The sequence below is a fragment of the Sorangium sp. So ce362 genome (genome assembly GCF_051519845.1).
Classification (GTDB): domain Bacteria; phylum Myxococcota_A; class Polyangia; order Polyangiales; family Polyangiaceae; genus Sorangium.
Map to the genome: position 1 here is coordinate 2,241,999 of NZ_CP150332.1, position 25,163 is coordinate 2,267,161.

Sequence of the window (25,163 nt, forward strand, 5' to 3'; positions counted from 1 at the left end):
GCGCGCGGCGCGAGAGCGCACCGGGCTCAGCGCGTCGTGCCGATCCAGGCGCCCGCGCATGCGAGGCTGAAGGCGATGGGGGCGACCGCGGTCGCGAACACGACGGCGACGGGCGCTGCGAGGCCGAGCAGCACCAGGGTGCCCAGGATGGCGAGCGCCGCCGAGGCGGCCGGCTCGAGGAGGCTGCTCGTCGACGAGGCCCGGGCGACGAGGTAGCCGGCGAAGGGGAAGGCCGCGATCGCCCCCGCGACGAGCAGCAGGAGCGGCGCTGCCGCGGCGGCCGTCGCGTCGCCCCGATCCACCGCCGCGAAATCGACGCCGAAGCGGTGGCCGAGCGCGATCGCGAGGGCGAGCGTGGTCGCCATCACCCCGACCGTGACGAGCGCGCCGAAGGCGATCCAGGTGAGCGTCACCGGTCGCTCCGTGCGCCTCAGCGCCTCGCGCATCGTTCCGAGCGACGGCGGCGCGATGTGCGGAAGGAAGCGGCGCTCCCTGCGCTGCGAGCCGTGGGGCGACGCGCTCCGGCGGAGCAGGTCGCGCGCGGCGAGGAAGGTCACGGAGCCGATGCCAAGGAGCATCGGCGCCGCGAGGACGAGCGCGACCGGGCGGCACGCGAAGACGATGTAGTCGTCGGCGCCGTTGAGCAGCATCGCGCCGAGCCACGCGGCGTTGAAGCGACGCCCGCCCAGCGGCCGCTTGCGCTCGCGACCCAGCGCGTAGCCCCAGAGCGAGGCGAAGGAGAGGTGCGCCGGCACGGCGAGCAGGGCCCGCACGATGTCGATCGACGACAGGGGCCGGCCCCACAGGTACACGGCGTTGTGGGCCGACACGAACCCGAGCGCCGCGGCAGCCGCGTAGACGAGCCCATCGATGGGCTCGTCCACGGTGCGCAGCCGGGCGATCGGCGCGACCGCCGCCACCTTCAGCCCCTGCTCCAGCGGCGCCGCGACCACGAAGAGGTACACGAGCGTCACGGCATCGAGCGTGCTGGCGTTCTTGTCGAGGCCTTGCCAGCGCTGGAGGAAGCTCTCGATCAGCAGCGCCGGCACGAACGCGAGCGCGCCGAGCAGCGCGGTCCCCACCACGAACCGGCGCCTGCCATAGAGGCGCTGTGACCCGAGGAGGAGCGCGGCGAGCCCCCCGACCGGCGCGGCGACGGTGGCGAGCCAGAGGAGCACGGAGGCGGCGTTCATGGCGCGGAGGGCAAGGCGGCGGAGCCGGCTTCGCGGCGGCTAGAAGTGGAGCCCGGCGACGGCGGTCAGGGCGAGCGCCGAGCCCACGCTGGAGCCCTCGGCCGCCAGCAGATCGGCCTTGGCCTGCTGCGGTGTGGTGGCGGCTTCGCCCTTGATCCGGTCGATCTCCGCCGACGAGAGGCCCGGCCTGGTCAGCGCCAGGAGCTCCCAGCTCGCGTTCGCGCCGATCGAGAAGACCGGCGACAGGTAGAGGTCGAGCCCACCGGAGATCCTCCCGTAGAAGCCGCGGATCGCGATGGCGTCGGCCGCGCCGCTCACCGCGCTCTTGAAGCTGCCCAGGCCGGCGTAGCCGAAGCCCAGATCGACGTGCGGGTCGAGCCGGCCGAGCGGGAGGTGCATGCCGATCTCGCCGCCGGCGCTGAAGAGCTGCCAGTCGCTGAAGAACCCGACCCGCCCGCGCGCGCCCAGCGTGAAGTACAGGAGCCGGACGCCGACACCGGCGCCGAGGACGCCGCCGTTCGCCGAGCTCGAGATGAACCCGGCCGTGAGCTCGTCCTCGTCGATGTTGAACGTCTGGAGACCGACGTTCTCGTAGCCTCCCTCGACGTTCAACCAGACGAGCTCGAGACCTCGTCCTGAGTCCTGTCTCTTTGCCTCGTCGAGGCGCCGCTCCGTGCCGCCGTCGGGCGACACGGGCTCCGGCCCGGGCATCGTCATCGGAGGGGGCGGCGAAAGGCCTCCGGCTTGCATCGACGGATCGTACGGGTTCGGCTGCGAGGGGGCGGCAGCGGCGGGCGAGGCGGCGCTGGCACCGCCCGGCGACGTCCCCGCCGCCGGCTGGCTCTGCTGCGCCGCGGCGGTGGACGCCGCGGCGGCTGCCGTGAGAACCGTGAGCAGGCAAAGCGCGCGGCGAGCGATCATTCGTCCTCTTCCTGGATATTGCCGTCGAGCCCGCCTATCCGCCCCATCGACTCCAGCGCCTCGGCATCTTCTGTCGAGGAAACGGGTGGGCCCGGCACCCGGTAGCCGCCGTCGAGCCAGCGGCCGAGGTCCACCAGCTTGCACTGGGGCGAGCAGAACGGAAAGGCCGGGTTCTCGGGCCTGGGCCCCGCCGACTTGCGGCAAATCGGGCACATCGCGCCTGCCGAAGCTCCCATGCGGCGTACCGTAGCAGCGTCCATCGCGGGCATGTAGCCCGCGCTCGGCGCGCCGGACCGACCTCGCTGCCCGGCGCTCGCTCAGCGCGCCGGGACAGCGAGGTACCGGGTCGCTCCGTTGCGCCGCACCCGGAGCAGCAGATCCTGGCGCCCGACAGCGCGCAGGCGCGCCGTCAGATCGGCCGCGTCCCGCACCGGCGCGCCGTTCAGATCGAGCACCACGTCGCCGACCTCGAGGTGGCCAGCCGCCGGGCTTTGCGGCGCGATCGACTCGATGCGCGCTCCTTCGAGCGCGTCGCCCGCCAGCACGCCGAGCGGCGGCTCCTCGGCGTCCCCGTGGGCGCGGTCGGCCGGCGCGCGCCGGCTCGGCCACGCATCGTGCCGGGCCGACCGCTCGAGCTTCACCGTGGCGCGCCGGTCCGCGCCGTCGCGCTTGTAGGTGAGCTTCACCTCGTCTCCGGGCTTGGAGCGCCGGAGCGCGCGCGCGAGCTCGCGGGCGTGATCGACGCGATGCCCCTCGACCGACGTGATCACGTCGCCGGGCTTGAAGCCCAGGCGCGACCCGGGGCCCTCCGGCTCGACCTCGGTGATCAGCGCGCCCATCCGGACGGGCAGCCGGAGCACCCGCGCGAGCTGCGAGGTCACCTCCTGGAAGCTGATCCCGATTCGCCCGCGGTCCACGCGGCCGGTCTCGCGCAGCTCGGGGAGGATCTCCAGGACCTCATCGATCGGCACGGCGAAGCTGATGCCGCGGCCGCCTTCGTGGATCGCCGTCGCGATGCCGATCACCTGTCCCGCCGCGTTGAAGAGCGGCCCGCCGCTGTTGCCGGGGTTGATGGCGGCGTCGGTCTGGAGGAAGCCGTCGAGGCTCCCCGCGCCCATCGGCCTCGACGTCGCGCTGATGATGCCCCGGGTCACCGTCGGTCCGAGCCCGAACGGGTTGCCGATCACGATGACGTCGTCGCCAAGCCGGATCGGCGCGCTCGATCCGAGGGACGCGGCGCGCAGCGACCCCGCCCCGCGCAGCTTCAGCAGCGCCACGTCGAGCATCGGATCGCGCCCGACCACCGTCGCCTCGAAGGCGCGCTCGTCCGAGAGCTGCACCTCGATGCCGAACGCGTCGCCGACCACGTGATCGCTCGTCAGCACGAGCCCCTCCGTGGCGATCACGAACCCCGATCCGATCGCCCGCTCCACCCGCGGCACACCGCCGCCGAAGGGGTCGATGGGGGTCGCGCGCCCGCCCGGCAGCGAGGTCGCCCGCAGGGTGGTGACGGTCACCACCACGGGCCGCGCGCCGTCGATCAGCGCGGGCAAGGTCATCGTGGCGCCGGCCGCCGGCGGCGCGGGCGGCGCCTCCTCGCGCGGGATCGAGCACGGCGCGCTCGCCTCCTCGCGCGACGCCGCCGGGGGTACGAGCGCGGCCGCCCGGTTGTCGCAGGCAGCGAGCGGCGCCGCGCCGAGCCACCCGACACACGCCCATGCGGCAGCGCGGAGCGGTCTCACGCGCCGCACGTAGAGCTCCGACGGCAGACCGCAAGGAGCGCCAGGACCACGCGCTGGAGGGCGCCCCGTGCGCAGGCGGGCGGCGCGGCGGCCTGGCCTGGACAGGGCGGCGCGGCGCGCTCAGCCGGGAGGCGCGCCTCGCGCGGCCTCCGTGCGCACCACCTGGACGACGACCTCCACCAGGCGGCCGCCGGGCTGAGCGAACGACGCCTTGCCGCGGCCGCCTTCGAAGCGCCACGCCAGATCGGCCGGCGCGCCTGTCTCGCCGTGATCTGCGCCGGCGCGGATCACGGCGCTGACCTCCAGCGTCTGTTTCCCGGCCGTCACGGCGCCGCGGGCCACGGCGAACGTCCCGCGGCCGAGCAGCGCGACCGTTCGCTTCGCCAGGTTGCCGAGGTGCCGCGCGGGCGGCTCTTCCCCCTCCGGACCCCACGACGCGATGTGCCCGGCCTCGTCGATGTCGATCACGAAGCGCGCTTTGCCGGCGCTCCCCAGCGGCAGCGTTGCCCAGATCGGGTCCGCCTGGCACGCAGGAGGAATGGCCCTCGTGAAAGCGCGCCCGAGGTTGCGCACCGCGCTGGCGCCGGCCGCCCCGAAGTCGCCCTGGCCGGCCTCGCCCGCGCCGTCGCTCGTCCGCGCGGTGGACGGGCGCGCCGTGTCGCCGGCGGCCTCGTTCGCCGCCGGCTCCCGGCGCTCGTCCGAAGGCCGAGGCGCTGCCCTGGGTCGAGGCGCCGTCTTTGGCCGAGGCGCCGCCTCGACGCGCGGCGCGGCCGTCGCGGGCGGCGGCGCCGGCTCGCCGCCCGCTGCGTCTCGCTCCGCGGGGGCGGGAGGCCGCGTGGCGTCTGCCGGAGCGCGCGCCGCCGGGGCGCTCTCCGGTCCGGTGCGAGGGTCGACCGGGGGCGTTGAGCCCCCGCTGCCTGGCAGCGCAGCGGTGGTCCCGGTCCAGAGATCGATGGGCTCGCGCTCCGCCGTGGGCACGGCGGGCTCGCTCTCTGGCGCCTCCGGCGACGGCCGCGCGGACCCCCACGCGCCCAGGTGGACGAGCGCCGACACGAGGAGCGCCGGAAGCATCGCTCGTTGATCGCGCATCGGCTCGCACTCCGCGCCATGGCCCGGTCGAGGGGCCGCGACGCCCAGCACCTCGCTGAAGCTCGTTGCCCGTGGCCCGTGGTTCTGCCAGACAGCATCGCGTCTGCAACGTTCCCGAGCGCGCCTTGAAGCTCCTCGCCCTCTCGACATCGACCCCGCGCGGCAGCGTCGCGCTCCTGGATGCAGCGGACCTGGACGGTTCCGTCGAGGTGGCCGCGCCTCGAGGCGGCGCCCTCTCCGCCGGCGCCCTCTCCGGCGGTGAGCGCGGGGCGGCGTCGGGCGCAGGCGTACGCCTGCTCGCCGCGACGACGTATGCTGACCTGCACGGGCACGCGGAGCGCATCTTCGGCGCCATCGATGAGGTGCTCGCCGCGGCAGGCATCCCGGCGGCGGCGATCGAGGCGCTCGGCTGCGACGTGGGGCCCGGCTCGTTCACCGGGGTCCGTGTGGCGGTCGCGGCGGCCAAGGGCGTCGCGCTGGCGCTCGATGTCCCGGTCGCTGGCGTCACGTCGCTCGAGGCGATGGCCGCCGCCGCCTTCGCCGGAGGCGCGGCGGTCCCCGGCGACCTGCTGGTCCCGCTGATCGACGCAAAGAAGGGGGAGGTCTTCCTCGCCGCCTTCGACCGGCCCGCAGGCGCGCCGGAGATGTCGCCGCGACACCTGCCGCGCGACGCGGCCTTCGACGCGGTGGCATCGCTCGCCGCGGGGCGCCGGATCGTCGTCGTCGGCGCGGTCGCCGCGGAGATCGAGGCGCTCCGGCCGCTCGCCGCCCGGGGCGAGGCGCTCGATTTCCCCGACGCCGCGTTCATCGGACGCCTCGCGATCGACCGGCTCCGGGCCGCTGCTGCGGGCGGAGAGCGCGGGCGAGCGGCCGCCGAGCACGACCCGGCGCTCCTCGAGCCGCTCTATGTGCGCGCGCCGGACGCGAAGCCAGCCGAGCTGGGATACACTGCGCCCCGATGACCAGCTCGTCTGAAGGGGACGGCGTCGCACCCGACGCGGAGAGCGAGGCCTCGGGCCCCGGCGACGCGGAGCGCGCGCCGCTGCCCGCCGCGGCGGCGCCTGCGCGTCCTCGCTCCAGCCCCGCTGCAGCGCTCGATGCGCCCGACGAGCTCGCCGCCCGCGTGGAGCCGGCAGACTCGGGGCCCGATCCCGAGCGGCTCCGCGCTCGGTTCGGCCGCCCGTTCGAGGCGGGCGACGTCATCTTCCGCGAGGGCGAGCCCGGGACCGAGGCGTATCTCCTGGAGGAGGGGCGGATCCGGCTCATCAAGAAGGTCCGCGGCGCCGAGCGCAGCCTGATGGTCCTGAAGCCCGGCGACCTGTTCGGCGAGTCCGCGCTCCTCGGCGGCGCGGCGCGCTGGTCGACGGCGATCGCGCTGTCCCGCGGCGTCGCGCTCGCGCTCGATCACGGCACGCTGCAGAACCTCGTCGAGCGCAACCCGGCCGTCGCCCTGCGCATCATCAAGCAGCTCGTCGGTCGGCTCCGCGACGCGGAGGACCAGATCGAGATCATGATGCTCACCGACACGCAATCGAAGGTGGTGAACGCGCTGCTCAAGCTCGCGCAGCAGTCGCGCGCCGCGAGCGGCACCTCCTCGAACGGCGCCTCGTTCGCGATCTCGCCGATGGAGCTGTCCACCCGCGTCGGTCTCGACGTCGATACCGTGAAGCGCGCGGTCCAGCAGCTCCGCGAGGGCCAGTACCTGCGCGTCGCCGACGAGCGCCTCGAGATCCCCGACATCGACGCTCTGCGGCGACTGTTCAGCCTACTCGGCGTCAAGGACGAGATCCGTGGCGAACAGTGACGGCCAGGAATGGCCTGCTCCGTCATCCTAAGTCGACCTGACATCTGCTGGAAGCGGAATCGCGATCGCGAGGACGCGCCGCGTCTTCAAGGCAGATTCGCGGGTTGACGTGACCAGCGGCCTGGTTTACTCAGGGGTCCCCGCAGGGCAGTCGACCTCCCGCCCTGACGTGTTGCCGCGCTGCGGCGTTGCTCAGCAGCGGATTCAAGATCGCACATGACATCGCAGCGACACATGACAGCAGCGACCCGCGCGGGGTGCATCCGCGGCGCGGCTGTCGTCTCGTCGCTCTGCTCTCTGTTGTCGGTTGCGTCAGTTGCGTCGGTTGCGTCGGTTGCGCCCTTCACGCTCGCCGCGTGCGGCGGCGCGCAGCCTGCGGCGCAGGCGGACGAGACGCGGTCGATCGCGGAGTATGATCTCGCGCGCGATGCGTTCCAGCACGGCCGCCTGCGCGAGGCGCTCGCGCACATCGAGCAGGCGCTCGCGCTCGACGAGGACAACGCGGAGGCGGCCTATCTGGGCGCCCTGCTCCTGCTCGGCTTCTGCGCGGGCGACGCTCAGTCGAGCGACTGCCGCTTCGACAGCGCCGAGAAGATGGCGCGGCGGGCCCTCGAGGCGAACCCCGAGATGCGCGACGCGAAGAACGCGCTGGGGGTCATCCTCGTGCACCAGCGGCGCTACGACGAGGCGATCACGGTGCTCAAGCCGCTGACCGAGGACATCCTCTACGCCTCGCCGGAGAAGTCGTGGGGCAACCTGGGCTGGGCGTACCTGCTCAAGGGCAGCAACGACGAGGCGATCGACGCGCTACGCCGCGCCGTCGCGGCGCAGCCGCTCTTCTGCGTTGGCCAGTACCGGCTCGGCCTCGCCTATGAGAAGCGGGGCGAGCTCGATCTGGCGCGCGAAGCGTTCACCAGGGCGGTCGAGACCGACCAGCCGGAGTGCCGGCGGCTGCAGGACGCGTTCGACGCGCGCGCCCGCGTCGCCGAGAAGAGAGGGCTTGTGGACGACGCGCGCGCCGATCTCGAGCGGTGCCGCGAGATCGATGAGAGGACGGCGGTAGGGCAGCGCTGCGCTGCACAGTTACAGACGTTGCAGTGAGCCCTCGGCGCCGCTCTCTCCGAGAAGGATGTCGGGGCGCGATAAGGGGTTGAGCAACGGCTCTCGGGGTGAGTAGAGTGACGACCGAATGACGATGGGTGGAATGGGATGGAGTCGATCGGACGCTACCTGAGACGCACGCGTGAGGCCCGAGCCATGAGCGTGGAGGAGGTCGCCCGCGCCACGCGCATCCCCGTGATCTCCATCGAACGGATCGAGGCGGATCACTTCGATGACCTGCCTGGCGAGGTGTTCGTTCGCGGGTTCCTGAAGGCGTATGCCCGCGCCGTCTCGCTCCCGATGGAGGAGGTGCTGGCCCGGTACACGGCGAGCCGCCGGATCGCGCTGGTGACGCCGCTGCCGATCGCGGCGCCCGCGCGCCGCACCCAGAGCAGGCGGTTCGGGGTCGCGATCGCGTTCGTGTTGCTGCTCATCCTGTTCACGCTGGCGCTCAGCATCGTGCTTCGACCCCGCGGCCATGACATGCCGCCGGAGCTGTCGGAGGGCACCCACTCGCGGGCTCGTACCTCCCTCTCGACCTGAGGGCCAAATTTTCGTCGCGCGTTCGCCGCGGCTCGCGCTGCAACCCGCCGTCCCCTTCCGTCATCCATCTGCCATGCCCCGATCCGTTCGCCCGCGGACGGAGCGGCTCCGCACCGAGGCGCTCCTGGTCCGGCGTGTACCCTTTGGTGAAGCCGATCTCCTGGTCGGGCTCTTCACCGAGCAGGGCGGGCTCCTCTCTGCCACCGCGCGCGGCGCGCGCCGCTCGACGAAGCGTTTCCCGGCGCTCGAGCCGATGCACCTGCTCCGCGTGACCCTGGAGATCCGCCCCGGCGCCGAGCTGGCGCAGCTCACCGAGGCCGCGATCGAGCGCCCGCGCCTGCGGCTCGCGGGGGATCTCGGTCGCCTCGAGGTGGCCGGGCGGGCGCTGCGCTGGGTGCGCGAGATCGCACCGCCGCACACCGCCGAGCGCGCGGCGTGGCAGGAGCTGAACCAGCTCCTCGACCGCCTCGACGAGGTGTCCCCGGCGCCTCCGCAGGCGCTGCTGGCGGAGACCGGCCTGCGCCTGCTGGCCGCCTTCGGCTGGGGTCTCGAGCTCGCGCAGTGCGTCCGGTGCGGGCGCGCTTGCGACGCGACGCAGTCCGCCCAGGTCGACCCGGCGCGCGGCGGCCTCGTGTGTCGGGCGTGCGGCGGCGGCCCTCTCTTGCTGCGTCCGGAGCCGCGGGAGCGCCTGCTCGCCGCGATGCTCGGCGGTACCCCGATCCCGGACGAGGACGTCCCGATCGCGCTCGATCTGGTGGAGGGCGCGCTCACCGCGCACGCGAGCGGCGGCTAGGGTCTCAGGCCACGGCTCTCCAGAAGCGGCTCACCGCGCGTGGCGCGTCCGGAGGCCCCTCGATCTCCACGTACGGCCTGCCGGGCGCGGTGCGCGGGAACGAGAAGCTGCCGGTGTTCGCGTACCCGTCGCCGAGCGCTTCGCGGTGCGTGTGGCCGAAGACGACGAGCTTCGCGCCGGTCGTCCTCGCCACGTGGCCGGCGCTCTCGGCCAGCCGCTCGGCGACCGTGCCGGCGTAGCGGTTGTGTCCGCTCGCCCAGCTCACGCCCATCAGCAGCGCGCCCAGCCCGAGCGCCGCGGCGCCGGTCTCCCGCGCGCGCAGCCCGAGCGCCGCGAGCCCGGCGCCCATCGACAGCGTCGCGATCACCCGATCGAAGTACAGCCGCGTGAACGTGCTCGCCGCGCTCTCGAGCGTCGGCGTGGCCGCGAGCCCGATGAGCTCGTCGGCCATCGCGCGCGGCACCCCGAGCTCGTGCGCGAAGCGCTCGACGACCGCGGCCCCCACCGTCGCTTCGCCGCGCGCGCGGTAGAGCGGCCCGCTCTTCAACATCGCGCCGATCGCCGCGTGGAAGTAGCGGTAGATGACGTGGGGCGCGCGCGGGCCGTACCAGGTGAACGCCGAGACGAACAGGCTGAGCGGCGTCTGGTCGTTCGCCTGCAGGTAGCGGTGCGCACCGGTCGGCGCGATGAACTCCTCGACGAAGTGAACGCCGAGGCTGCGCTCGCCGACCACGAGCGGGTGAGCAGGGGCGTTGTCCGGATCGTACAGGTGCCCGTGCTCGATATGGATCGCCCCATCGCGAAAGAACCAGGGCGTCGTCCGGATCCGCGACCGGGCCTCGCCGGTCGCCTCGAGCGCCTCCGCCAGCGCGTGCGGAAAGTCGGGCGCTCCGACCTCGGCGTCGTGGTTGCCCCCCGCGAGCCAGAGCTCGCCGCCCCGGTCGAGGTGCTCGGCGAGCGCCGCCCGCGCGATCGGGTGCGCGAAGAGCGCCTCGCGCAGCGCGCGCGGCCGCGGCATCCAGGGCGATTCGGAGGAGAGATCGAACAGATCGCCCGCGATCACGATGCGGGCTCCCGCGTGGGCCGCCACGAACCGCGCAAGATCGGCGGTCACGTCGCCCGGCGTCTGGCGTACGAGATGGAGATCCGCGAGCACGACCGTGCGGCGCTGCGTCATAATCTTTCCTATTCACCACGTCCGTCCGGACGCTGCAACTCGCCGCCCGTCGTGTGATCTCGTCACGACGGAGGGCCGCAACCCGACGAGCTCAGCCCTCCACGCCGCTGTCGCGGGCACGGCCCTCCTGGGCTCGACGCCCACACCGGCGGGTCCCATGCAAGCAGGCATGGAAGGTTCGGCGCGGACGCGGCCTTTGGCCCAGCGGGTGAGCGGTGGACTGCTCGCGGAGATCACCCGCGCGCTGAAGGGCCAGGACATCGAGGCCCTCTCCCTGCTCTACGCCGAGGACGCGGTGATCGAGGAGGTGAGCAGCCTCCATCCCCCGGCCCACCCCAACGTCACCACCGGGAGGCAGGCGATCCTGGAGCGGCTCAAGAACGAGCACTTCCGCGATCCGGTCTCGGGCTGGGAGCGCCAGCTCGACGCGACGGAGATCCTGGACGGCATCGAGACCGACGACGGGCTGGCGTTCATGGAGGTGCGGGTCTACGCCGCCGGCGATCGGGTCTTCGCGCAGCACCTCGCCCGCAAGGAGAACGGGCTCATCGGCCACGATCGCGTCGTCGTCGTCTGGGACGCGAAGTGAGCCGCTGCCAGCGACCGGCGCCGCCGCGCGCCGGCGCCGCTGGCGCTGCTCGCTCGGAGGCGATGTAGAGTGCCGCCGTGACCACCGCCGTCCTCCTCAGCTGCCACGGCACCGTCGAGCGGCTCGACGATCTGCCCGCGTTCCTCTCCAACATCCGCCGCGGCCGGCCGGCCCCGCCGGAGCTGATCGAGGAGGTGCGGCGCCGCTTCCAGACGATCGGCGGCTCGCCGCTGCTGCGCATCACGCAGGCCCAGGCGGACGCGCTCGCCGCGAGGCTCGGTCTCCCGGTGGTGATCGCGGGGCGTCTCTGGCACCCGTATCCCGAGGACGTGCTCGGATCTCTCCACGGAAGCGGCGTGCGGCGCGTCATCTCGCTGCCGCTCGCGCCGCAATCCGTCGACGTCTACCACGCCGTCGTCCGCGACGCGGCCGCCAGGCAAGGCGGCATGGAGGTCCGGTGCGTGCCCGCGTGGGGGCTCGAGCCGGCGCTGATCGACGCCTTCGTCGAGGTGATCGACGAGGCGCTCGCGCGCTTCCCCGAGGAGAGCCGGGCGAAGGTGGCGGTGATCCTCTCGGCCCACAGCCTGCCGCAGCGGATCATCGACGCGGGCGATCCGTACGAGCGCCAGTTCCGCGCGATGGCCGCCGAGGTGGAGCGCCGCGTCGCCTCCCGGGGCAACCCGGTGCTCGTCGCCTTCCAGAGCCAGGGCATGACCGGCGACGCCTGGCTCGGCCCGGATCTCCGGTCGACGTTCGAGGCGCTCGCCGCGCGCGGCGCGCGCGAGGCGCTCATCGCGTCGATCGGCTTCGTCGCGGATCACGTCGAGACCCTCTACGATCTCGACGTGGAGGCGCACGTCGTCGCCAGAGGCGCAGGCCTCGCTCGCCTGGAGCGGGCGCCGGCCGTGAACGCGCGGCCGCGCTTCATCGACGCCCTGGAGGCGCTCGTCCGGCGCGAGCTCGGGACGGCCGCGCCGTAGGCGGGCCTGCGCCGGCTCGGCGGCCTGCGCCTCTGCTCCTGCGCGGGAGCCTCGCGGCGGCCGCGCTTCAGCGGCCTGCGCCTCTGCTCCTGCGCGGGAGCCTCGCGATGGCCGCGTTGAGCAGCCCGGGGGCGTGCCTCGCGAGGGACACCCCGAGCTTCGCGTGGCCGGTGACGATCGCCTCGGCGCGGCGCGCGACGATGGCGTCCATGATCTGCCGTGCCGCCGCCTTCGTCGGCATGACGAGCCAGCGCGGCACCGGCTCCGGGGCGCCGTCGCGGAGCTGGCCCGCGTTGTCGATACGACGGATCTCGCTCTCGATGAACCCCGGCGCGATGTGCGTGACCGCCACGCCCTCGGCGTGGAGCTCGCCGCGCAGCGTCTCGGCGAGGGCGCGCACCGCGAACTTGCTCATGGTGTAGGCGCCCATCGTGGGGAACGCGACGTAGCCGCTCGCGCTGCCGATGAGCGCGACGCCGCCGCGCGATCGCTTGAGCTCCGGCAGCGCGGCCTTCACGGTGCGCAGCGCGCCGAAGACGTTCGTCTCGAGCTGCCGTCGGAAGTCGTCGAGCGAGAGATCCTCGACGCGGCCCGTCACGCCGAACCCGGCGTTCGCGATGGCGATGTCGAGGCGCCCGAACGCCACGCGCGCCTGCTCGACGGCGCGCTCCACGTCGCCGTCGCGCGTGACGTCGCACTGGGCCGCGATCGCCTCGCCGCCGGACGCCCGGACCTCGCTCGCGAGCGCCTCGAGCCGCTCGGTCCGCCGCGCCGCGAGGACGACCCGGCCGCCGCGCCGGGCGACCTCCCGCGCGAGCGCCTCGCCGATGCCCGACGACGCGCCCGTGATCAGAACGACCTGCCCTGCGAGCCTGCTTGCCATGGTGCCCCGCATACCACGATCGCGCAGGAGCGAGCCCTGGCGCGCCCCCGGCCGCTCGCTCATGCTCGGCCCTCCTCTTCCTCTCGGCTAGGATGGCCTTGCCCGGCTCGGCCGGGCGCCGCCTTTCCAGCAGCAAATCCTGAGTGAACCCGCACGGTTACGTACGGTTTCACACGACTGCGAACGATGGCGCACGGTTGTGCACGGGGTCCCATGCGAAGCCACTCGATCCGCCGCTCTCTCGCCGCTCTCCTCGTCGCCGCCGCCTGCGCGGCCCAGGCTCCTGCGTCCGCCGAGCCGCCTTCCTCGCTCGCGCGCGCGGAGGCGCTCCTCGCGCAAGGCGACCACGCGGGCGCCGAGAAGGTCGTCCTCGCCCTCCAGGGCGGGGCGGAGCGCGCCGGGGCGCTGCTCATGAGGGCGCGGATCGAGCTGCTCACCGGCCGCTACGACGACGCGGCGAGGACGGCGAAGGCGGCCGCCGCGCTCGGCAAGGAGGCGAAGATCGCCGCCGCGCCGCTCCGGGCCGAGGCGCTCGCGCGCCGCGGGAAGATGGCCGAGGCGATCGCAGCGGCGCGCGAGGTCGAGCGGGAGGACGAGGCCCGCCGCGCGCGGCTCCTGCTCGGCGAGCTCCTGATCCGGTCGGGCAAGCGCGGCGAGGCGCGCGCGCCGCTGATGACGATCATCGACGACTACAACGACGACAAGATCACCGCGGACGACGCGGAGGGGCTGTCCCTCGTCGGGCGCGCGGCGCACCTGCTCCGGAGCGCGCGCGACGCGAACGACGCGTTCAACGCGGCCGAGAAGGTCGGGGGCAAGCAGCGGGTCGAGACGTTGCTCTGGCGGGCCGAGCTGTTCCTCGACAAGTACGACCCCGGCCACGCCGGGCAGGTGCTGAAGGAGGCGCTCAAGCTCGCCCCGAAGGACCCGGTGGCCCGCGTCGCGATGGCGCGGGTCAAGCTCGACAGCGCGCTGGACTTCGGCGGCGCCGACAGCGAGATCGCGCAGGCGCTCTCGGTGAACCCGAACCTCGCGCAGGCCTATTTCGTGCGCGCCGGGCTCGCGCTTCGCGACATGGACATCGCCGCCGCGGACGCCGCCGCGGACCGCGGGCTCAAGGTGAACCCGAGCGACCTGGAGCTGCTCTCGATCAAGGCGGCGGGCCGCTTCCTCGCCGACGACGCGGTCGGCTTCGAGGCCCTCAAGGCGAAGGTGCTCGGCCTGAACCCGGAGTTCTCGCGGTTCTTCCAGATCGTCGGCGAGTTCGCGGAGTGGGAGCACCGCTACGACGACATCGTCAAGATGATGGGGGAGGCGGCGCAGGTCGATCCGAACGACGCGAAGGCGTACGCCACGCTCGGGCTGAACCTGATCCGCGCCGGCGACGAGAAGAGCGGCCTGCAGGCGCTCCAGAAGGCGTGGGACAAGGATCGCTTCAACGTGCGGGTCTTCAACACGCTGAACCTCTTCGAGAAGGACATCGCCACCCAGTACGTGACCGTGGAGGGACAGACGTTCCGCGTCCGCTACCACAAGCAAGAGCGGGCGATCCTGGAGCGGTACGTGCCGCGGATGCTCGAGGAGGCCTGGGGCTCGATGGTGAAGCGCTACGGCTTCACGCCGAAGGTGCCGGTCTCGATCGAGCTCTACGCGTCGACGGAGAACTTCAGCGTAAGGACGAGCGGCCTGCCCAACGTGGGCATCCAGGGCGTCTGCTTCGGCCAGACGCTCGCCGCGCTGAGCCCGGCGGCGGCGGAGTTCAACTGGGGGAACGTGCTGTGGCACGAGCTCGGGCACGTCTTCGCGATCCAGCTCTCGAAGAACCACGTCCCGCGCTGGTTCACCGAGGGGCTCAGCGAGTACGAGACGATCGTGCGGCGGCCGGAGTGGCACCGCGAGGAGGATCCGGCGCTGTTCGCCGCCCTGAAGGGCGGGAGGATCCCGGGGGTCGAGGGGTTCAACCGGGCCTTCACGCACGTCGACGACATCGAGGACGTGACGATGGCCTACTTCGCGGCGAGCCAGATCGTTGTCTTCATGGTCGAGGAGTTCGGCTTCCCGAAGGTCGTGTCGATGCTGCCCCGGTGGGCCGCGGGCAAGCGGACGCCGGACGTCGTGAAGGAGTCGCTCGGCATCGGCCACGACGAGCTGGATCGGCGCTTCCGCGCGTGGCTGAAGCCCCGCCTCGAGCGCTACGAGAAGCAGTACGTCCCCGACCTGCAGGCGCCGCCGCTCGACGAGGCGCGCAAGGCAGCGGCGCGCGCGCCGAAGGACGCGAGGCGGCTCGTCGAGCTCGCGCTGGCGCTGGAGAAGGACGGGCAGCGACAGGAGGCGGAGGCGGTGCTCGCCGAGGCGCTCCGGGTGGATCCGAAGCAGCCCGACGCGAGCTACCTCAAGGTGCGCGCGGCGTTCGCCGAGAAGAAGCCCGACGAGGCGGCGAGGCTGCTGGGCAAGATGATCGCCGACGGCCACGACGGCTACGTCGTGCGGATGAAGCTGGCCGATCTCGCCGAGCTGAAGAAGGACGCGGCGAGGATGAAGGCGAACCTCGAGGCGGCGTCGCGCCTGGATCCCACGCAGGCCGAGCCGCTGCAGGGCCTCTGCGACCTCGCGCGCCGACAGAAGGACGCGGCGGGCGAGCTCTCGGCGCTGCGCCGGCTCGCGCTCCTCGACCAGCACGATCGCCGGGTCTGGCGTCGGCTCCTCCGGCTGCTCGTGGAGCGCGGCGCGTGGGAGGAGGCGCGCAAGGTCGGCGAGAGCGCGATCTACGTCGACGTGGCGAACCCGGAGATCCACCGGCTCTATGCGCGAGCGCTGGCGCGCACGGGGCGGCATGTATCGGCGGTCTACGAGCTGAACAGCGCGCTCCTGTCCGGGCCGAAGGCCGGGGACGCGGCCGAGATCTACGGGGAGCTCGCCAAGGCGTACGCGAAGATGAAGCGGGACGACTACGCGAAGCAGGCGCTGGAGTACCAGAAGGCGATGAGGGGCGCGTCGCCGCCTGCGCCGCGGGCGATGCCGGATTGAGGTGATCGACAGCGCGGCCGTCGCGCCGTTGAGACCTGGGGGGCGGACCGGAAACGTTCTGCGGGAGGCAGCTGGCTGCCCTCGGCCGACCGGAAACGGCCTGGGGGAGGCAGCTGGGAGCCCCCGAGGAACCGGAAGCGGTTCGGGAGAGGCAGCTGGGAGCCCCCGAGGAACCGGAAGCGGTTCGGGGGAGGCAGCTGGGAGCCCCCGAGGAACCGGAAGCGGTTCAGGGGAGGCAGCTGGGAGCCCTCGAGGAACCGGAAACGGTTCGGGGGAGGCAGCTGGGAGCCCTCGAGGAACCGGAAACGGTTCGGGGGAGGTAGCCGGGAGCCCCCGAGGAACCGGAAACGGTCCGGGGGAGGCAGCTGGGAGCCCCCGAGGAACCGGAAACGGTCCTATGGCGCAGCAGCAGTCATGAGCCCGAGGTTCCGGCGTGCGTGGAGCGCGGGGCTTCGTCGCTAGCCACCGGCTCGGCGGCTGCTTGCTCCCGCTGCTTCCGCACCGCGCGCGCGATGAGGGGCGCCTTACGGGCCAGAATCTCCAAGGGGAGCCCTTCCTCGCAGTACATGCGGTACCACTCCTGCCGGTACGAAACGACGCTCTCGCCGTCGCCGAGCTTGAGCCGCTTCAGCATCGTCTGCGCCCGGTCGCGGAACTCCGGCGGGCAACGATCGGTCAGCACCATCTGGCAGGACGGCAGGATGATCTCGAACCAGCCGTCGCCGACCTCGAACGGATCCAGGACCTGATCGGAGCGGAGCGCGCTCTTGCTGCTGTTGACCCATGCCGCGGCGTACCGAAAGTTGGTCCACTCGTAGGCGAGGCTAGGATCTTCGTCTCGCGAGACAAAGTGGTCGACCGTCCCTGGCGCCGAGAGCCACATCGCCGTGTAGCCGCACAGATCCTTGAAGGCGGCCCGGAGGTCGCGCGCAGCGCGGCGCCAATATCCCGGCGTGCTCCTGGCGTCGCCCCTGGCGAGCCACCGCTGGCCGGGCTGTCGGACGTTGACGTCGAAGTCCGCGGGCTCAGGCGCGCGCTCGAACGGGATCATGCGCCCGCCCGATCCCGGCGCACGATCCAGCGCGGCCAGAAGCGATCCTGATCGGGCAGGAGGCGCACGAGCTCGCGATGGATGTCGTCCTCGTTCCGGAGTCCTTCCGGCAGCGCTCCGGTCTCGCCGCGCATGAACGCCTCTGCGGCCTCCACGGCGCACTCCGCCTCGATCGAGCGCGCCTGCTCCAGACCGAACACCGGGGAGGTGAGCCACCCGATCGCATCGCCGCGCTTCGTCCAGGGGAGCTCGCGCACGGTCACGTCTGCGCCGTCGAGCTCGAACACGAACAGCTTGTCCCTGGCCGGCTTGAAGTGCGGCTCCATCGACGCGAGCACGAGGGGCGAGTGCGTCGTCAAGAGCACCTGCGGGCGCATCGAGGGAGAGAGCCCACCGAGGACGCCGAGGAGCGCGGGGACGATGTGGCGTTGCCACCTGGGGTGCAGGTGCGTCTCGGGCTCCTCCACCAGCAGGACGATGCGGTCCGAGGGCTGCCAGCCGATCAGGCGTGACGCCTGCACGTGCTCCGACCAGGACCACGCGATGAGGTAGGAGAGCTCGAGGATTCGCTTCATCCCGGCGGACGCGTGGACGATGGGGATCGTGCCGTACGGCAGCTCGATAGTCGGGAACTTGCGCACGTCGTCGAGGTAGAGCCGCACCGGTTTGCCGGGCGTCATCTTCTCCTCGGGGTGAGAGAGCTGGTCGAGCACGCGGCAGAGAAGATGGAACGGGTGGTTCTCGTCGCCGCCCGCCGCCTCGAGCTGCCAGGTTACCCAGTCCTGGACGAGCCCGTTGCAGAACGGCTTGTCGTCGCGCCTGAGGCCATTCCAGATCTGGTTCTCCTCGAAGAGATAAGGGACGGGATTCAGCGCGAGCCTCACGAGCGGGTAAAACTTGGGGCTGTTCGTTGGCAAGCTCTGCCGATGCGGATCCCAGACCGAGTACGCGCCATTCGTTCGGATGTAGAGCACGGGAGCCGTGTCCTGCACCCACGAAGGGACATCGATGTCGGCGGGGGTCGAGACCAAGCCGACGCTCATGTCGCGATCAAACCTGTCGCGCCACTGCTGAGCAACGCGTTCGTACTTGCTCTCGAACTGGCCCGATCTGGTGCCTGGCTCGGCGTCACCCGCGATCCGCGCGCTCTCTTCCTTGCCCGGCCGCGGCAGCACCGGTCGGTCCGTCCAGGTTCCGGTGAGCGCCCACCATGCGACCTCGAGCACGAAGCTCTTGCCGAGCCCGTTGTCTCCCGTCAGCAGGTTGAGCCGCTCGCCGAGCTCCAGGTCGAGCTGGTCGGCCGGCCCCACGCCTTCCAAGTGCAGCGATCGCAACATCCTGGTTCCGCGTACCACACCCGTCGCGGTCCAGGCCATGCGTCCCGCCGCCGGCTCCCGCCCCGACGTCCACTCCCGTGGACCGTCGCGCAGACCTCCCACGCGGCGGCCCCCGGCTACTCGTCCTCGGCCTCTGCCTTGTCCCCGCGCAACCCGAGCGCCTTGCACTTCTTGTAGAGGTGGCTCCGCTCGAGCCCGAGCCCCCGCGCCGTCGCGGCCATCTGCCCTCCGTGATGGACGAGCGCCTCCTCCAGGATGGTCCGCTCCGCCTCCTCCGCGAGCACCCGGAACGGCACCCCCGGCCGGAAGATCCCGCCCTTCATCGCGGCCTGCTGCCCTCCGAGGCAGACCTTCACGTCGCCCTCGTCGATCGTCTCATCGGGCGTCAGGATCACCAGCCGCTCGATGATGTTGCGCAGCTCCCGCACGTTCCCCGGGAAGCTGTAGGCGACGAGCATCCTCATCCCGCCCTCCGTGAACGCCATCCCGGGCCGATCGTTCGCCTGCGTCGCGATCGCGAGGAAATGCCGCGCGAGCTGCGGCACGTCGTCGCGCCGCGCCCGAAGCGGCGGCAGCGACAGCGGCAGCACGTTCAGCCGGTCGTGGAGGTCCGGCCGGAACTGCCCCTCGCGGCACGCGGCCTCGATGTCGCGGTTCGTCGCCGCCACCACGCGCACGTCGACCTTGATCGTCTCGTTCCCGCCCACGCGCTCGATCTCGCGCTCCTGCAGCACCCTGAGCAGCTTCGCCTGCATCGCGAGCGGCATGTCCCCGACCTCGTCGAGGAACAGCGTCCCGCCGCTCGCGCGCTCGAACTTCCCTCGTCGCTGCTTCGTCGCGCCCGTGAACGCCCCCGCCTCGTGGCCGAACATCTCGCTCTCGATGAGCTCGCTCGGGACCGCGGCGCAGTTCATCTTCTCCAGCGGCCCGCGCGCCCGCTTCGACGCGCCGTGGATCGCGCGCGCGACGAGCTCCTTCCCGGTGCCGCGCTCGCCCGTCACGAACACCGTCGCGGTCGCCCTCGCCGCGCGCGCGATCTGCTCGCGCAGATCGAGCATCGCCCGGCTCTCCCCGATGAGCTCGCCCACCTGGCCGGTCTGCGTCCGGAGCGCCTTCGCCTCGGCCTCGGCGCGGATGAGGCGCAGGGTGTTCTCGAGCACGAGCAGCAGCCGATCGGTCGACAGCGGCTTCTCCAGGAAGTCGATCGCGCCGAGCCGCGTCGCGCGGACGGCGGCGTCGACGGTCGCGTGGCCGCTCATCATCACGACCGGCAGCTCCGACCCCGCAGCGCGTATCCGCTTGAGCAGCTCCACGCCGTCGCCGTCGGGCAGCGAGACGTCGAAGAGCGCGATGTCGTAGCTCCGCTTCGCGAGCTTCTCCTCGGCCACCCCGACGCCGCCGGCGACGTCGACCGTGTAGCCCTCGAGCGACAGGGCCTTCTGGAGTGTCGTCAAGATCGCTCGCTCGTCGTCGAGCACCAGGACATGTCCGCGCGGCATGCTCGCCACCGTAGCGCGGAACCGCCGCGGCCGACGCCCGCCGACGCCCGCCGCGGCCGACGCCCGCCGCGCCTCCGCCGTCCGGCGTGGAGAAAGGGGCTCCGGCGCGCGTGCGCTATGGTACCTTGGCATAGAATGCCTGCCGACGGTTCCGTGACGGCGGAAGGAGATCTGGAGCGGACGCCGTTCGCTCACCTCTTCGTCTACGCCGTCGACCATCGGCTGACCGGCGCGCTCATCCTGCTGGAGCCCACGGGCGCCGAGCACACCCTGCGGATCGTCCGGGGGTCCCCGGTCAAGATCCGTCCGAGCGACGGCTACGCCCCGCTCGGAGAGATCCTGCTCGAGGAGGGGGTGATCTCCGCGGAGATCCTGAGGGACGCGCTCGCGACAAGGGGCCTCCTGGGCGACGTGCTGCTGCTGTCGGGGTGCCTCGACGCCCCGACCATCGACTGGCTCGCCCAGGTCCAGTTCGTGCGGCGGATGGTGCGTCTGTTCGACCTGCCGCCGGAGACCAAGTACCGCTACTTCGACGGCCTCGACGTGCTCGCCGACTGGGGGGGCGATCCGGCGAAGGTCGATCCGCTCGCGCTCGTCTGGGCGGGGCTGCGCGACCACGGCGAGCGCTCGACGCGGCTGGAGCGGACCCTGGAGCGGATCGGATCGGTGCCCCTCCGTCTGCACCCCGCCATCGAGCCGGTCCGCTTCGGTTTCGGCGAGAGCGAGCTCGCCGTGCTCGACGTGCTCCAGAGCAGCGCCACGCCCTCGCTCGCCGCGCTCGTCCGGTCCGGGGTCGCGCCGGAGCCGACCGTGCGCAAGCTCATCTACGCCCTGGCCATCACCCGTTATCTCGATTTCGGGAAGGGCAACCCGGTGAGCGCGGAGCCCTCGTCGAGCGTGCCGCCCGCCAGCGCGGCGAGCCTGTCGCTCGGGCGCATGCAGCTCCGCGCCACCGTGCATCGCGTGGGCGCCGCCGCCCCGGATCCGGCCGGCGACGGCGAGCGTGCGCCGGTGCTCGGTCGAGGTCGCCGCCGCGATCGCTCGCCGTCGGAGCCGTCGCCCGTGTCCGTCGTCGCGAGAGCGTCTCCGCTCAGCGGAGGCTCGCTCTCCGCCGCGGTCGCAGCCGAGCTCGCCAGCGCCGCCGGGATCGACGGCGGCCGCGCGGCGCGCGAGCCCTCCGGCGCCGACAGGGGTCGCGAAGCGTGGGGCTCGCCCGCTCCGACCGACGAGGGCGCCCCCGGCGGCTCGCCGGCAACCGAGGACCCCTGACGACGGCTGCCCGCGGCGGAGCACAAGGCCAGACGAGGCCGCGCCGTACTGGAAGGCGCGCTCGCGCTTCTTTATAGGCCGCCGAGCGATGCCGAGGTCCGCGCAACACCAGCTCCCCGCTCAGGTTCACCTCCCGTCCGGCACCGTGGCGCGCCTGTCGGACGCCGCCGCGCGCGCCCAGGCCGAGACCGTCTTCGGCGCGCCCGGAGGACGCGGCGGCGACGAGCGCTCCTCCGTCGGCAGGTGCGCGCGCGACGTGCAGGTCCTCGCGGGCCCGTCGGTCCTGGCCGACGCGCGCGGCGCGCCGCTGGATCCGCTCGGCCTCCCGCTCGCCGACGCTCATGTCCTGCGCGCGCTCCTCGCGTCGGCCGGCGTCGTCCCCGAGGAGCCGGGCGCGTACACCTGCGAGAACTGCGGCGCCCCGTTCGAGGTCGCCCCGTCGAGCCTGATCGAGATCGGGCCGTTCACCGACGGCGAGCTCGACGATCCTGAGCTCGATCGCCCGTTCGGTTTCGACGTGGTGCACCCGATCCCGGCGCTGCGCGTGGGTCGCGCCGTCTGCCGCGGCGTGCGGTTCGCCGAGCGGACCGTCGAGGAGGCGATGCCGCTGCTGCGCCTGTCCGGCGAGGGCGCGCTCCGCATCACGCCGTCGGTTGTCGTGGCCATGGGGATCGCGGCGCTCGGCCGTGAGCGGCGCGCCCCGGTGATCGCCGACGCGCTCGTCAGGGCTCCGGACGAGGCGTGGGCGGCGATCGTCGACCTCTACCACGAGGCGCGCTACCCCGCGCGGCTCGTCGCGGTCCACCGCTGCCAGGGCTGCGGCGCCCGCAACGATCTCGATGTGCCTCTCGAGCGCGAGCTCGCGCGCGCGCCGCTCCGCGCGCCCGACACAGGCGCGGATGATCCCGCGGAGCCCGGCGCCGCGGCGGGGAGCGCGGGCGACTTCCCGGATCTCGACGCCTTCGAGGCGCGCGTTCGCGCGGCGGCCGAGCGCATCTACGAGGCCCGCGGCGTGCGGAACATCGATCTCTTCATCGACGCGGGGGTGCCGGCCTGCGACGACGGAGGCGAGCCGCTGCTCGGCTGCTACACGCCCGGGACGCCCGCGGACGAGCTCGGGATCGCCCGCCCTCCGGAGATCCGGATCTTCTACCGGACGTTTCGATCGGAGGCCCGCGAGGACCCCGGGTTCGACGTCGACGCCGAGATCACCGAGACGATCGATCACGAGGTGATCCACCACCTGCACCACCTGGCCGGCAGCGATCCGGTGGACGACGAGGAGCATGCGCAGATCGAGCGCGAGCAGCTGCGCCGGATCGGCCACGCCGAGGCCGCGCGGCGCGCGCGGCGCGGCGTCCTGTCGGACCTCGCCGGCTTCGCGCGCGCGACGTGGCCGGCCTGGTTGATCGCGGCCGTTGGAACGGCCCTCGCGTGGTGTGGGGGCGGAGGCTGACGCTCCCGCTCCGCGCGGCGCGAGCGCGGCCGTGCGCTCGCCGCTTTCTTCGAGGCGGAGGGATGAGCTGCTTATACTGCGGGAGCAGCACGAAGATGTGCCGGGGAATACCGGCTCCTCGCGCGCCGCTGTGCTCCTGCCGAGGATCGTGAAGACGAAGAGCTCGCCGGCCGTCAGGGCCGGGTCCACCAAAGCGCCCCGCCCAGCCAAGCGGGACGGCGATGTGCAGAACCGCCGGGGAAGCCCGGATGCGGTCGAGAAGCGCCGTGCTGCGCGCCGGTTCAACGAGCTGCTCCTGGGCGGCGGCGGACGCGCCGGGGACGGCCGCACCGAGCGCCGGCGCCGGCGCCTGCTCGCGGAGCTGGCCGAGGGCGTCGCGCGCCGCGGCAAGCGGGCGCTCAAGCCGATCGACGTGCTGTCGCGGGTCGAGGAGCTCCTCGAGCTGGGCGAGCCGCTCGCCTCGATCCGCAAAGCATACCCGCCGCCGCCCCCGGTCGAGGTGACCGCCGAGCTCGTCGAGGGCCTGCGGCACCTCCACCGCGCCTACGGTTTCTCCGCGGACGTGTACCGGTTCGTCGGGCTCGACGCGCACGCCCTGCGGAAGGCAGGGGTGCTGCGGAGCGGCGAACGCGGAGACGAGCGCGGCGTGTCCGTCGAGACAGCGCGCCGCGGCGTGGCTTGACCCTGCCCGCCGGCGCGGGGATAACCCGCTCCGATGCGCGCGAGAACGGTGAAGCTCTCCCTCGCCGCGGCCGCCGTGGCGGCCGTGTGCGCGGCGTCGACCGGCCTGTCGCTCCGCGCGCAGGCCCAGCCAGCGGCCGACGCGGTGGTGGCGCGCGTCGGCGACAGGGTGATCACGGCGCCGGAGGTCGAGCGCAGGATCGCGCAGATCCCGCCGTTTCAGCTCCAGAGCCTCGGGCGTACCCCGGAAGAGATCCGGAAGAACTTCGTGAGCCAGGTCCTCGCGCGCGAGCTGCTCCTCGCCCAGGGGGCCGCCGCGCAGAAGCTCACCGAGCGCGCTGACGTGCAGGATCGCATCCGCGGCGTCCTGCGCGCCGCGCTGCTGCAGCGGATCCAGGCGGAGGCGGCCTCGAGCTCCCCGGTGACGGACGAGGAGATCCGCGCCTACTACGAGGCCCACCGCGACAAGTTCAGCTCCCCGGCGATGGTGGCGCTCTGGCGCATCCTCGTCGCGACGCGCGAGGAGGCCGAGGCGATCCTGGCCGAGCTCAAGAACGACCCGTCGCCCCAGCGGTTCAAGGACATCGCGCGCGAGAGGTCGCTCGACAAGGCGACCAGCATGCGCGGCGGCGACCTCGGCTTCGTGACGTCCGACGGCACCACGACAGAGCCGGGGCTCAAGGTCGCCCCGGGGCTCCTGGAGGCCGTCGCCCGGGTGAAGGACGCGGAGCTCGTGCCCGAGCCGGTGCCGGAGGGCGATCGATTCGCCGTGCTGTGGCGGCGGCAGAGCAGGAGGCCTGTGAGCCGCTCGCTGGAGCAGGAGGCGCCGTCAATCCGCCAGATCCTCGCGCACGGCAAGGCAGAGGCGCAGGTGAAGCAGCTCCTCGAGCGCCTGCGGGCGCAGGACGTATCGGGTCACGCGCCCGAGCTCGTCGACCTCATCGACGTCACCTCGACGGGCGATCTGCAGCCGCTGAAGCGCCCGGGCACCCTCGCGAGCAGCCGCCGCCCGGGCGCGCCCCCGCCTTCGCCCGTGCCGCGCAACGACATGCGCTGAGGACGGCGACCTCGCATGGAGGGCGGAGTCGACGCCCCCGGATCACCGCCGTCGATCGCGGGGTGAGCGTCAGTTCAAGGCGACGGCGAGCGCGATGGCGGCGAAGCCGGAGGCGATGGTGAGCGCGAGCGCGGCGATGCTTCCGGCGCGTCGAGCGCGCTCTGCCGCGCCGGGGTGGAGCGCATAGACGCCGAGGAGCAGCGCTGTGGAGGCCTTGCCCGGCACCCGGAGCGAGGCCGACAGGGCCTGCTCGGCGCCCTTGACGCCGCCGGTGACGAGCATGACCAGCGCGCCGAGCGGGCCGGCCATGAGGTCCCAGCCGCACGCGTAGAGCCCGAAGCGGAGCGCGCGCCGTCGCTCTGACCGCGCGCCTTGGCGGCGCGCGCCGAGGTCGAGCGCGGCTCCGTGCAAGGCGTGCGCGAGCACCATCCACACGGTGAGGCCCGGGACGCCGAGCGCGAGCCACTGGAGGGCGCTCGCGCGCGCGGCCGGGTTCCGGGCGAGCTCCAGCGTCAGGCCCGGCAGCGCCAGCGCGGCGATGGGCAGGAGCGCGACGATCATCGAGAGGATCGCGAGCGTCTCCGCCAGCAGGGCGAACCGCATGGCCGCCGAGATCGCGCCGTCGGGGATCGCCGCGAAGAACGTCTCGGCCCCCAGCGTGGTCGCCTTCGAGGTGGCCCAGAGCCGCGACCAGACCCCGTCGATCGGGCGCTCCCAGGGGATGATCGCGACGACCCCCGAGCCCTCGTCGCTCGCAGCGGAGCAACCGGCGCAATCGGGCTGGCCGCAGCACGCGCAGAGCACCGCTGCGGGGACGTCGAACACCTCGTCGTCCCGCGCGAGCTCACGGCGTACGCTGGCAGATCTCTTGGCCATTGCGCACCTTCGAGGAGCGGACAGAGGCCACTCCCACCAAGGTTACGTCGCACGAGCTGGCCTGTCGACCCGAGATGCCCCCTGAGCACGCTCTT

General features: G+C 73.0%; 23 protein-coding genes. 12 read left to right on the forward strand and 11 right to left on the reverse strand.

Annotation, left to right across the window (positions count from 1 at the left end; genetic code table 11):
* Positions 1 to 26: 26 nt before the first annotated feature.
* From WMF17_RS08875 to WMF17_RS08895, 5 genes are all read right to left on the reverse strand, one after another.
* The gene (locus tag WMF17_RS08875) at positions 27 to 1,193 is read right to left on the reverse strand and encodes a PrsW family intramembrane metalloprotease (protein ID WP_437648911.1); all 1,167 of its coding nucleotides are present in this window, start codon (positions 1,191 to 1,193) and stop codon (positions 27 to 29) included.
* Positions 1,194 to 1,232: 39 nt separating this feature from the next.
* Entirely contained in the window at positions 1,233 to 2,114 is an 882-nt protein-coding gene (locus WMF17_RS08880) for a hypothetical protein (protein ID WP_437601532.1), read from the reverse strand.
* Positions 2,111 to 2,374 carry a DNA gyrase inhibitor YacG gene (locus tag WMF17_RS08885; RefSeq protein ID WP_437648912.1) on the reverse strand — a complete coding sequence of 88 codons (264 nt, stop codon included), beginning with the start codon at positions 2,372 to 2,374 and terminating at the stop codon, positions 2,111 to 2,113. The genes WMF17_RS08880 and WMF17_RS08885 overlap by 4 nt, the downstream gene beginning before the upstream one ends.
* A gap of 57 nt (positions 2,375 to 2,431) precedes the next feature.
* Positions 2,432 to 3,856 (reverse strand): trypsin-like peptidase domain-containing protein, encoded by a 1,425-nt coding sequence (locus WMF17_RS08890; protein WP_437648913.1) that lies wholly within the window; start codon positions 3,854 to 3,856, stop codon positions 2,432 to 2,434.
* A gap of 120 nt (positions 3,857 to 3,976) precedes the next feature.
* Complete coding sequence (locus tag WMF17_RS08895) at positions 3,977 to 4,945, reverse strand: hypothetical protein (RefSeq protein WP_437648914.1); 969 nt, start codon at positions 4,943 to 4,945, stop codon at positions 3,977 to 3,979.
* A gap of 125 nt (positions 4,946 to 5,070) precedes the next feature.
* On the opposite strand from WMF17_RS08895, the gene tsaB reads away from it, so the two are divergent.
* The 5 genes from tsaB to recO all read left to right on the forward strand — a co-directional run bounded on the left by tsaB (position 5,071) and on the right by recO (position 9,186).
* Positions 5,071 to 5,907: a tRNA (adenosine(37)-N6)-threonylcarbamoyltransferase complex dimerization subunit type 1 TsaB gene (tsaB, locus tag WMF17_RS08900; protein WP_437648915.1), complete on the forward strand. Its 837-nt coding sequence runs from the start codon at positions 5,071 to 5,073 to the stop codon at positions 5,905 to 5,907.
* Positions 5,904 to 6,749: a Crp/Fnr family transcriptional regulator gene (locus WMF17_RS08905; RefSeq protein WP_437601537.1), complete on the forward strand. Its 846-nt coding sequence runs from the start codon at positions 5,904 to 5,906 to the stop codon at positions 6,747 to 6,749. Before tsaB ends, WMF17_RS08905 begins: the two co-directional genes overlap by 4 nt.
* A gap of 234 nt (positions 6,750 to 6,983) precedes the next feature.
* The gene (locus WMF17_RS08910) at positions 6,984 to 7,850 is read left to right on the forward strand and encodes a tetratricopeptide repeat protein (protein ID WP_437648916.1); all 867 of its coding nucleotides are present in this window, start codon (positions 6,984 to 6,986) and stop codon (positions 7,848 to 7,850) included.
* A gap of 108 nt (positions 7,851 to 7,958) precedes the next feature.
* Entirely contained in the window at positions 7,959 to 8,393 is a 435-nt protein-coding gene (locus WMF17_RS08915) for a helix-turn-helix domain-containing protein (protein ID WP_437601539.1), read from the forward strand.
* A gap of 73 nt (positions 8,394 to 8,466) precedes the next feature.
* On the forward strand, positions 8,467 to 9,186 hold the full coding sequence (recO, locus tag WMF17_RS08920; RefSeq protein WP_437579176.1) for a DNA repair protein RecO: 720 nt from the start codon (positions 8,467 to 8,469) through the stop codon (positions 9,184 to 9,186).
* 4 nt (positions 9,187 to 9,190) lie between these two features.
* Here the strand turns inward: recO and WMF17_RS08925 are convergent, their stop codons facing one another.
* Positions 9,191 to 10,363 carry a hypothetical protein gene (locus tag WMF17_RS08925; protein ID WP_437648917.1) on the reverse strand — a complete coding sequence of 391 codons (1,173 nt, stop codon included), beginning with the start codon at positions 10,361 to 10,363 and terminating at the stop codon, positions 9,191 to 9,193.
* Between the two features lie 208 nt (positions 10,364 to 10,571).
* On the opposite strand from WMF17_RS08925, the gene WMF17_RS08930 reads away from it, so the two are divergent.
* Entirely contained in the window at positions 10,572 to 10,952 is a 381-nt protein-coding gene (locus WMF17_RS08930; RefSeq protein ID WP_437648918.1) for a hypothetical protein, read from the forward strand.
* A gap of 77 nt (positions 10,953 to 11,029) precedes the next feature.
* Positions 11,030 to 11,932 carry a ferrochelatase gene (hemH, locus tag WMF17_RS08935; protein ID WP_437648919.1) on the forward strand — a complete coding sequence of 301 codons (903 nt, stop codon included), beginning with the start codon at positions 11,030 to 11,032 and terminating at the stop codon, positions 11,930 to 11,932.
* Between the two features lie 67 nt (positions 11,933 to 11,999).
* On the opposite strand, the gene WMF17_RS08940 is transcribed toward hemH, so the two are convergent.
* Entirely contained in the window at positions 12,000 to 12,815 is an 816-nt protein-coding gene (locus WMF17_RS08940) for an SDR family oxidoreductase (protein ID WP_437648920.1), read from the reverse strand.
* A 213-nt stretch (positions 12,816 to 13,028) separates the two neighbouring features.
* On the opposite strand from WMF17_RS08940, the gene WMF17_RS08945 reads away from it, so the two are divergent.
* Positions 13,029 to 15,842 (forward strand): tetratricopeptide repeat protein, encoded by a 2,814-nt coding sequence (locus WMF17_RS08945; RefSeq protein WP_437601545.1) that lies wholly within the window; start codon positions 13,029 to 13,031, stop codon positions 15,840 to 15,842.
* Positions 15,843 to 16,254: 412 nt separating this feature from the next.
* Here WMF17_RS08945 and WMF17_RS08950 read toward each other — a convergent pair whose 3' ends face one another.
* The 3 genes from WMF17_RS08950 to WMF17_RS08960 form a co-directional block, all read right to left on the reverse strand.
* Complete coding sequence (locus WMF17_RS08950; RefSeq protein ID WP_437648921.1) at positions 16,255 to 16,893, reverse strand: hypothetical protein; 639 nt, start codon at positions 16,891 to 16,893, stop codon at positions 16,255 to 16,257.
* Entirely contained in the window at positions 16,890 to 18,230 is a 1,341-nt protein-coding gene (locus WMF17_RS08955; protein WP_437648922.1) for an AAA family ATPase, read from the reverse strand. Before WMF17_RS08955 ends, WMF17_RS08950 begins: the two co-directional genes overlap by 4 nt.
* A gap of 116 nt (positions 18,231 to 18,346) precedes the next feature.
* Positions 18,347 to 19,729, reverse strand: a complete 1,383-nt coding sequence (locus WMF17_RS08960) for a sigma-54-dependent transcriptional regulator (RefSeq protein WP_437601546.1) — start codon at positions 19,727 to 19,729, stop codon at positions 18,347 to 18,349.
* A 135-nt stretch (positions 19,730 to 19,864) separates the two neighbouring features.
* Here WMF17_RS08960 and WMF17_RS08965 point away from each other — a divergent pair, with 135 nt between their 5' ends.
* The 4 genes from WMF17_RS08965 (at position 19,865) to WMF17_RS08980 (ending at position 24,192) form a co-directional block, all read left to right on the forward strand.
* The gene (locus WMF17_RS08965) at positions 19,865 to 20,998 is read left to right on the forward strand and encodes a hypothetical protein (protein ID WP_437648923.1); all 1,134 of its coding nucleotides are present in this window, start codon (positions 19,865 to 19,867) and stop codon (positions 20,996 to 20,998) included.
* 88 nt (positions 20,999 to 21,086) lie between these two features.
* Complete coding sequence (locus WMF17_RS08970) at positions 21,087 to 22,454, forward strand: metallopeptidase family protein (protein ID WP_437648924.1); 1,368 nt, start codon at positions 21,087 to 21,089, stop codon at positions 22,452 to 22,454.
* A gap of 148 nt (positions 22,455 to 22,602) precedes the next feature.
* Positions 22,603 to 23,136 (forward strand): hypothetical protein, encoded by a 534-nt coding sequence (locus WMF17_RS08975; RefSeq protein ID WP_437601549.1) that lies wholly within the window; start codon positions 22,603 to 22,605, stop codon positions 23,134 to 23,136.
* Between the two features lie 33 nt (positions 23,137 to 23,169).
* A complete protein-coding gene (locus WMF17_RS08980; RefSeq protein WP_437601550.1) occupies positions 23,170 to 24,192 on the forward strand; it encodes a peptidyl-prolyl cis-trans isomerase in 1,023 nt (340 codons plus the stop codon).
* A gap of 69 nt (positions 24,193 to 24,261) precedes the next feature.
* Here WMF17_RS08980 and WMF17_RS08985 read toward each other — a convergent pair whose 3' ends face one another.
* Positions 24,262 to 25,068, reverse strand: a complete 807-nt coding sequence (locus tag WMF17_RS08985; protein WP_437601551.1) for a hypothetical protein — start codon at positions 25,066 to 25,068, stop codon at positions 24,262 to 24,264.
* Positions 25,069 to 25,163: the final 95 nt, after the last annotated feature.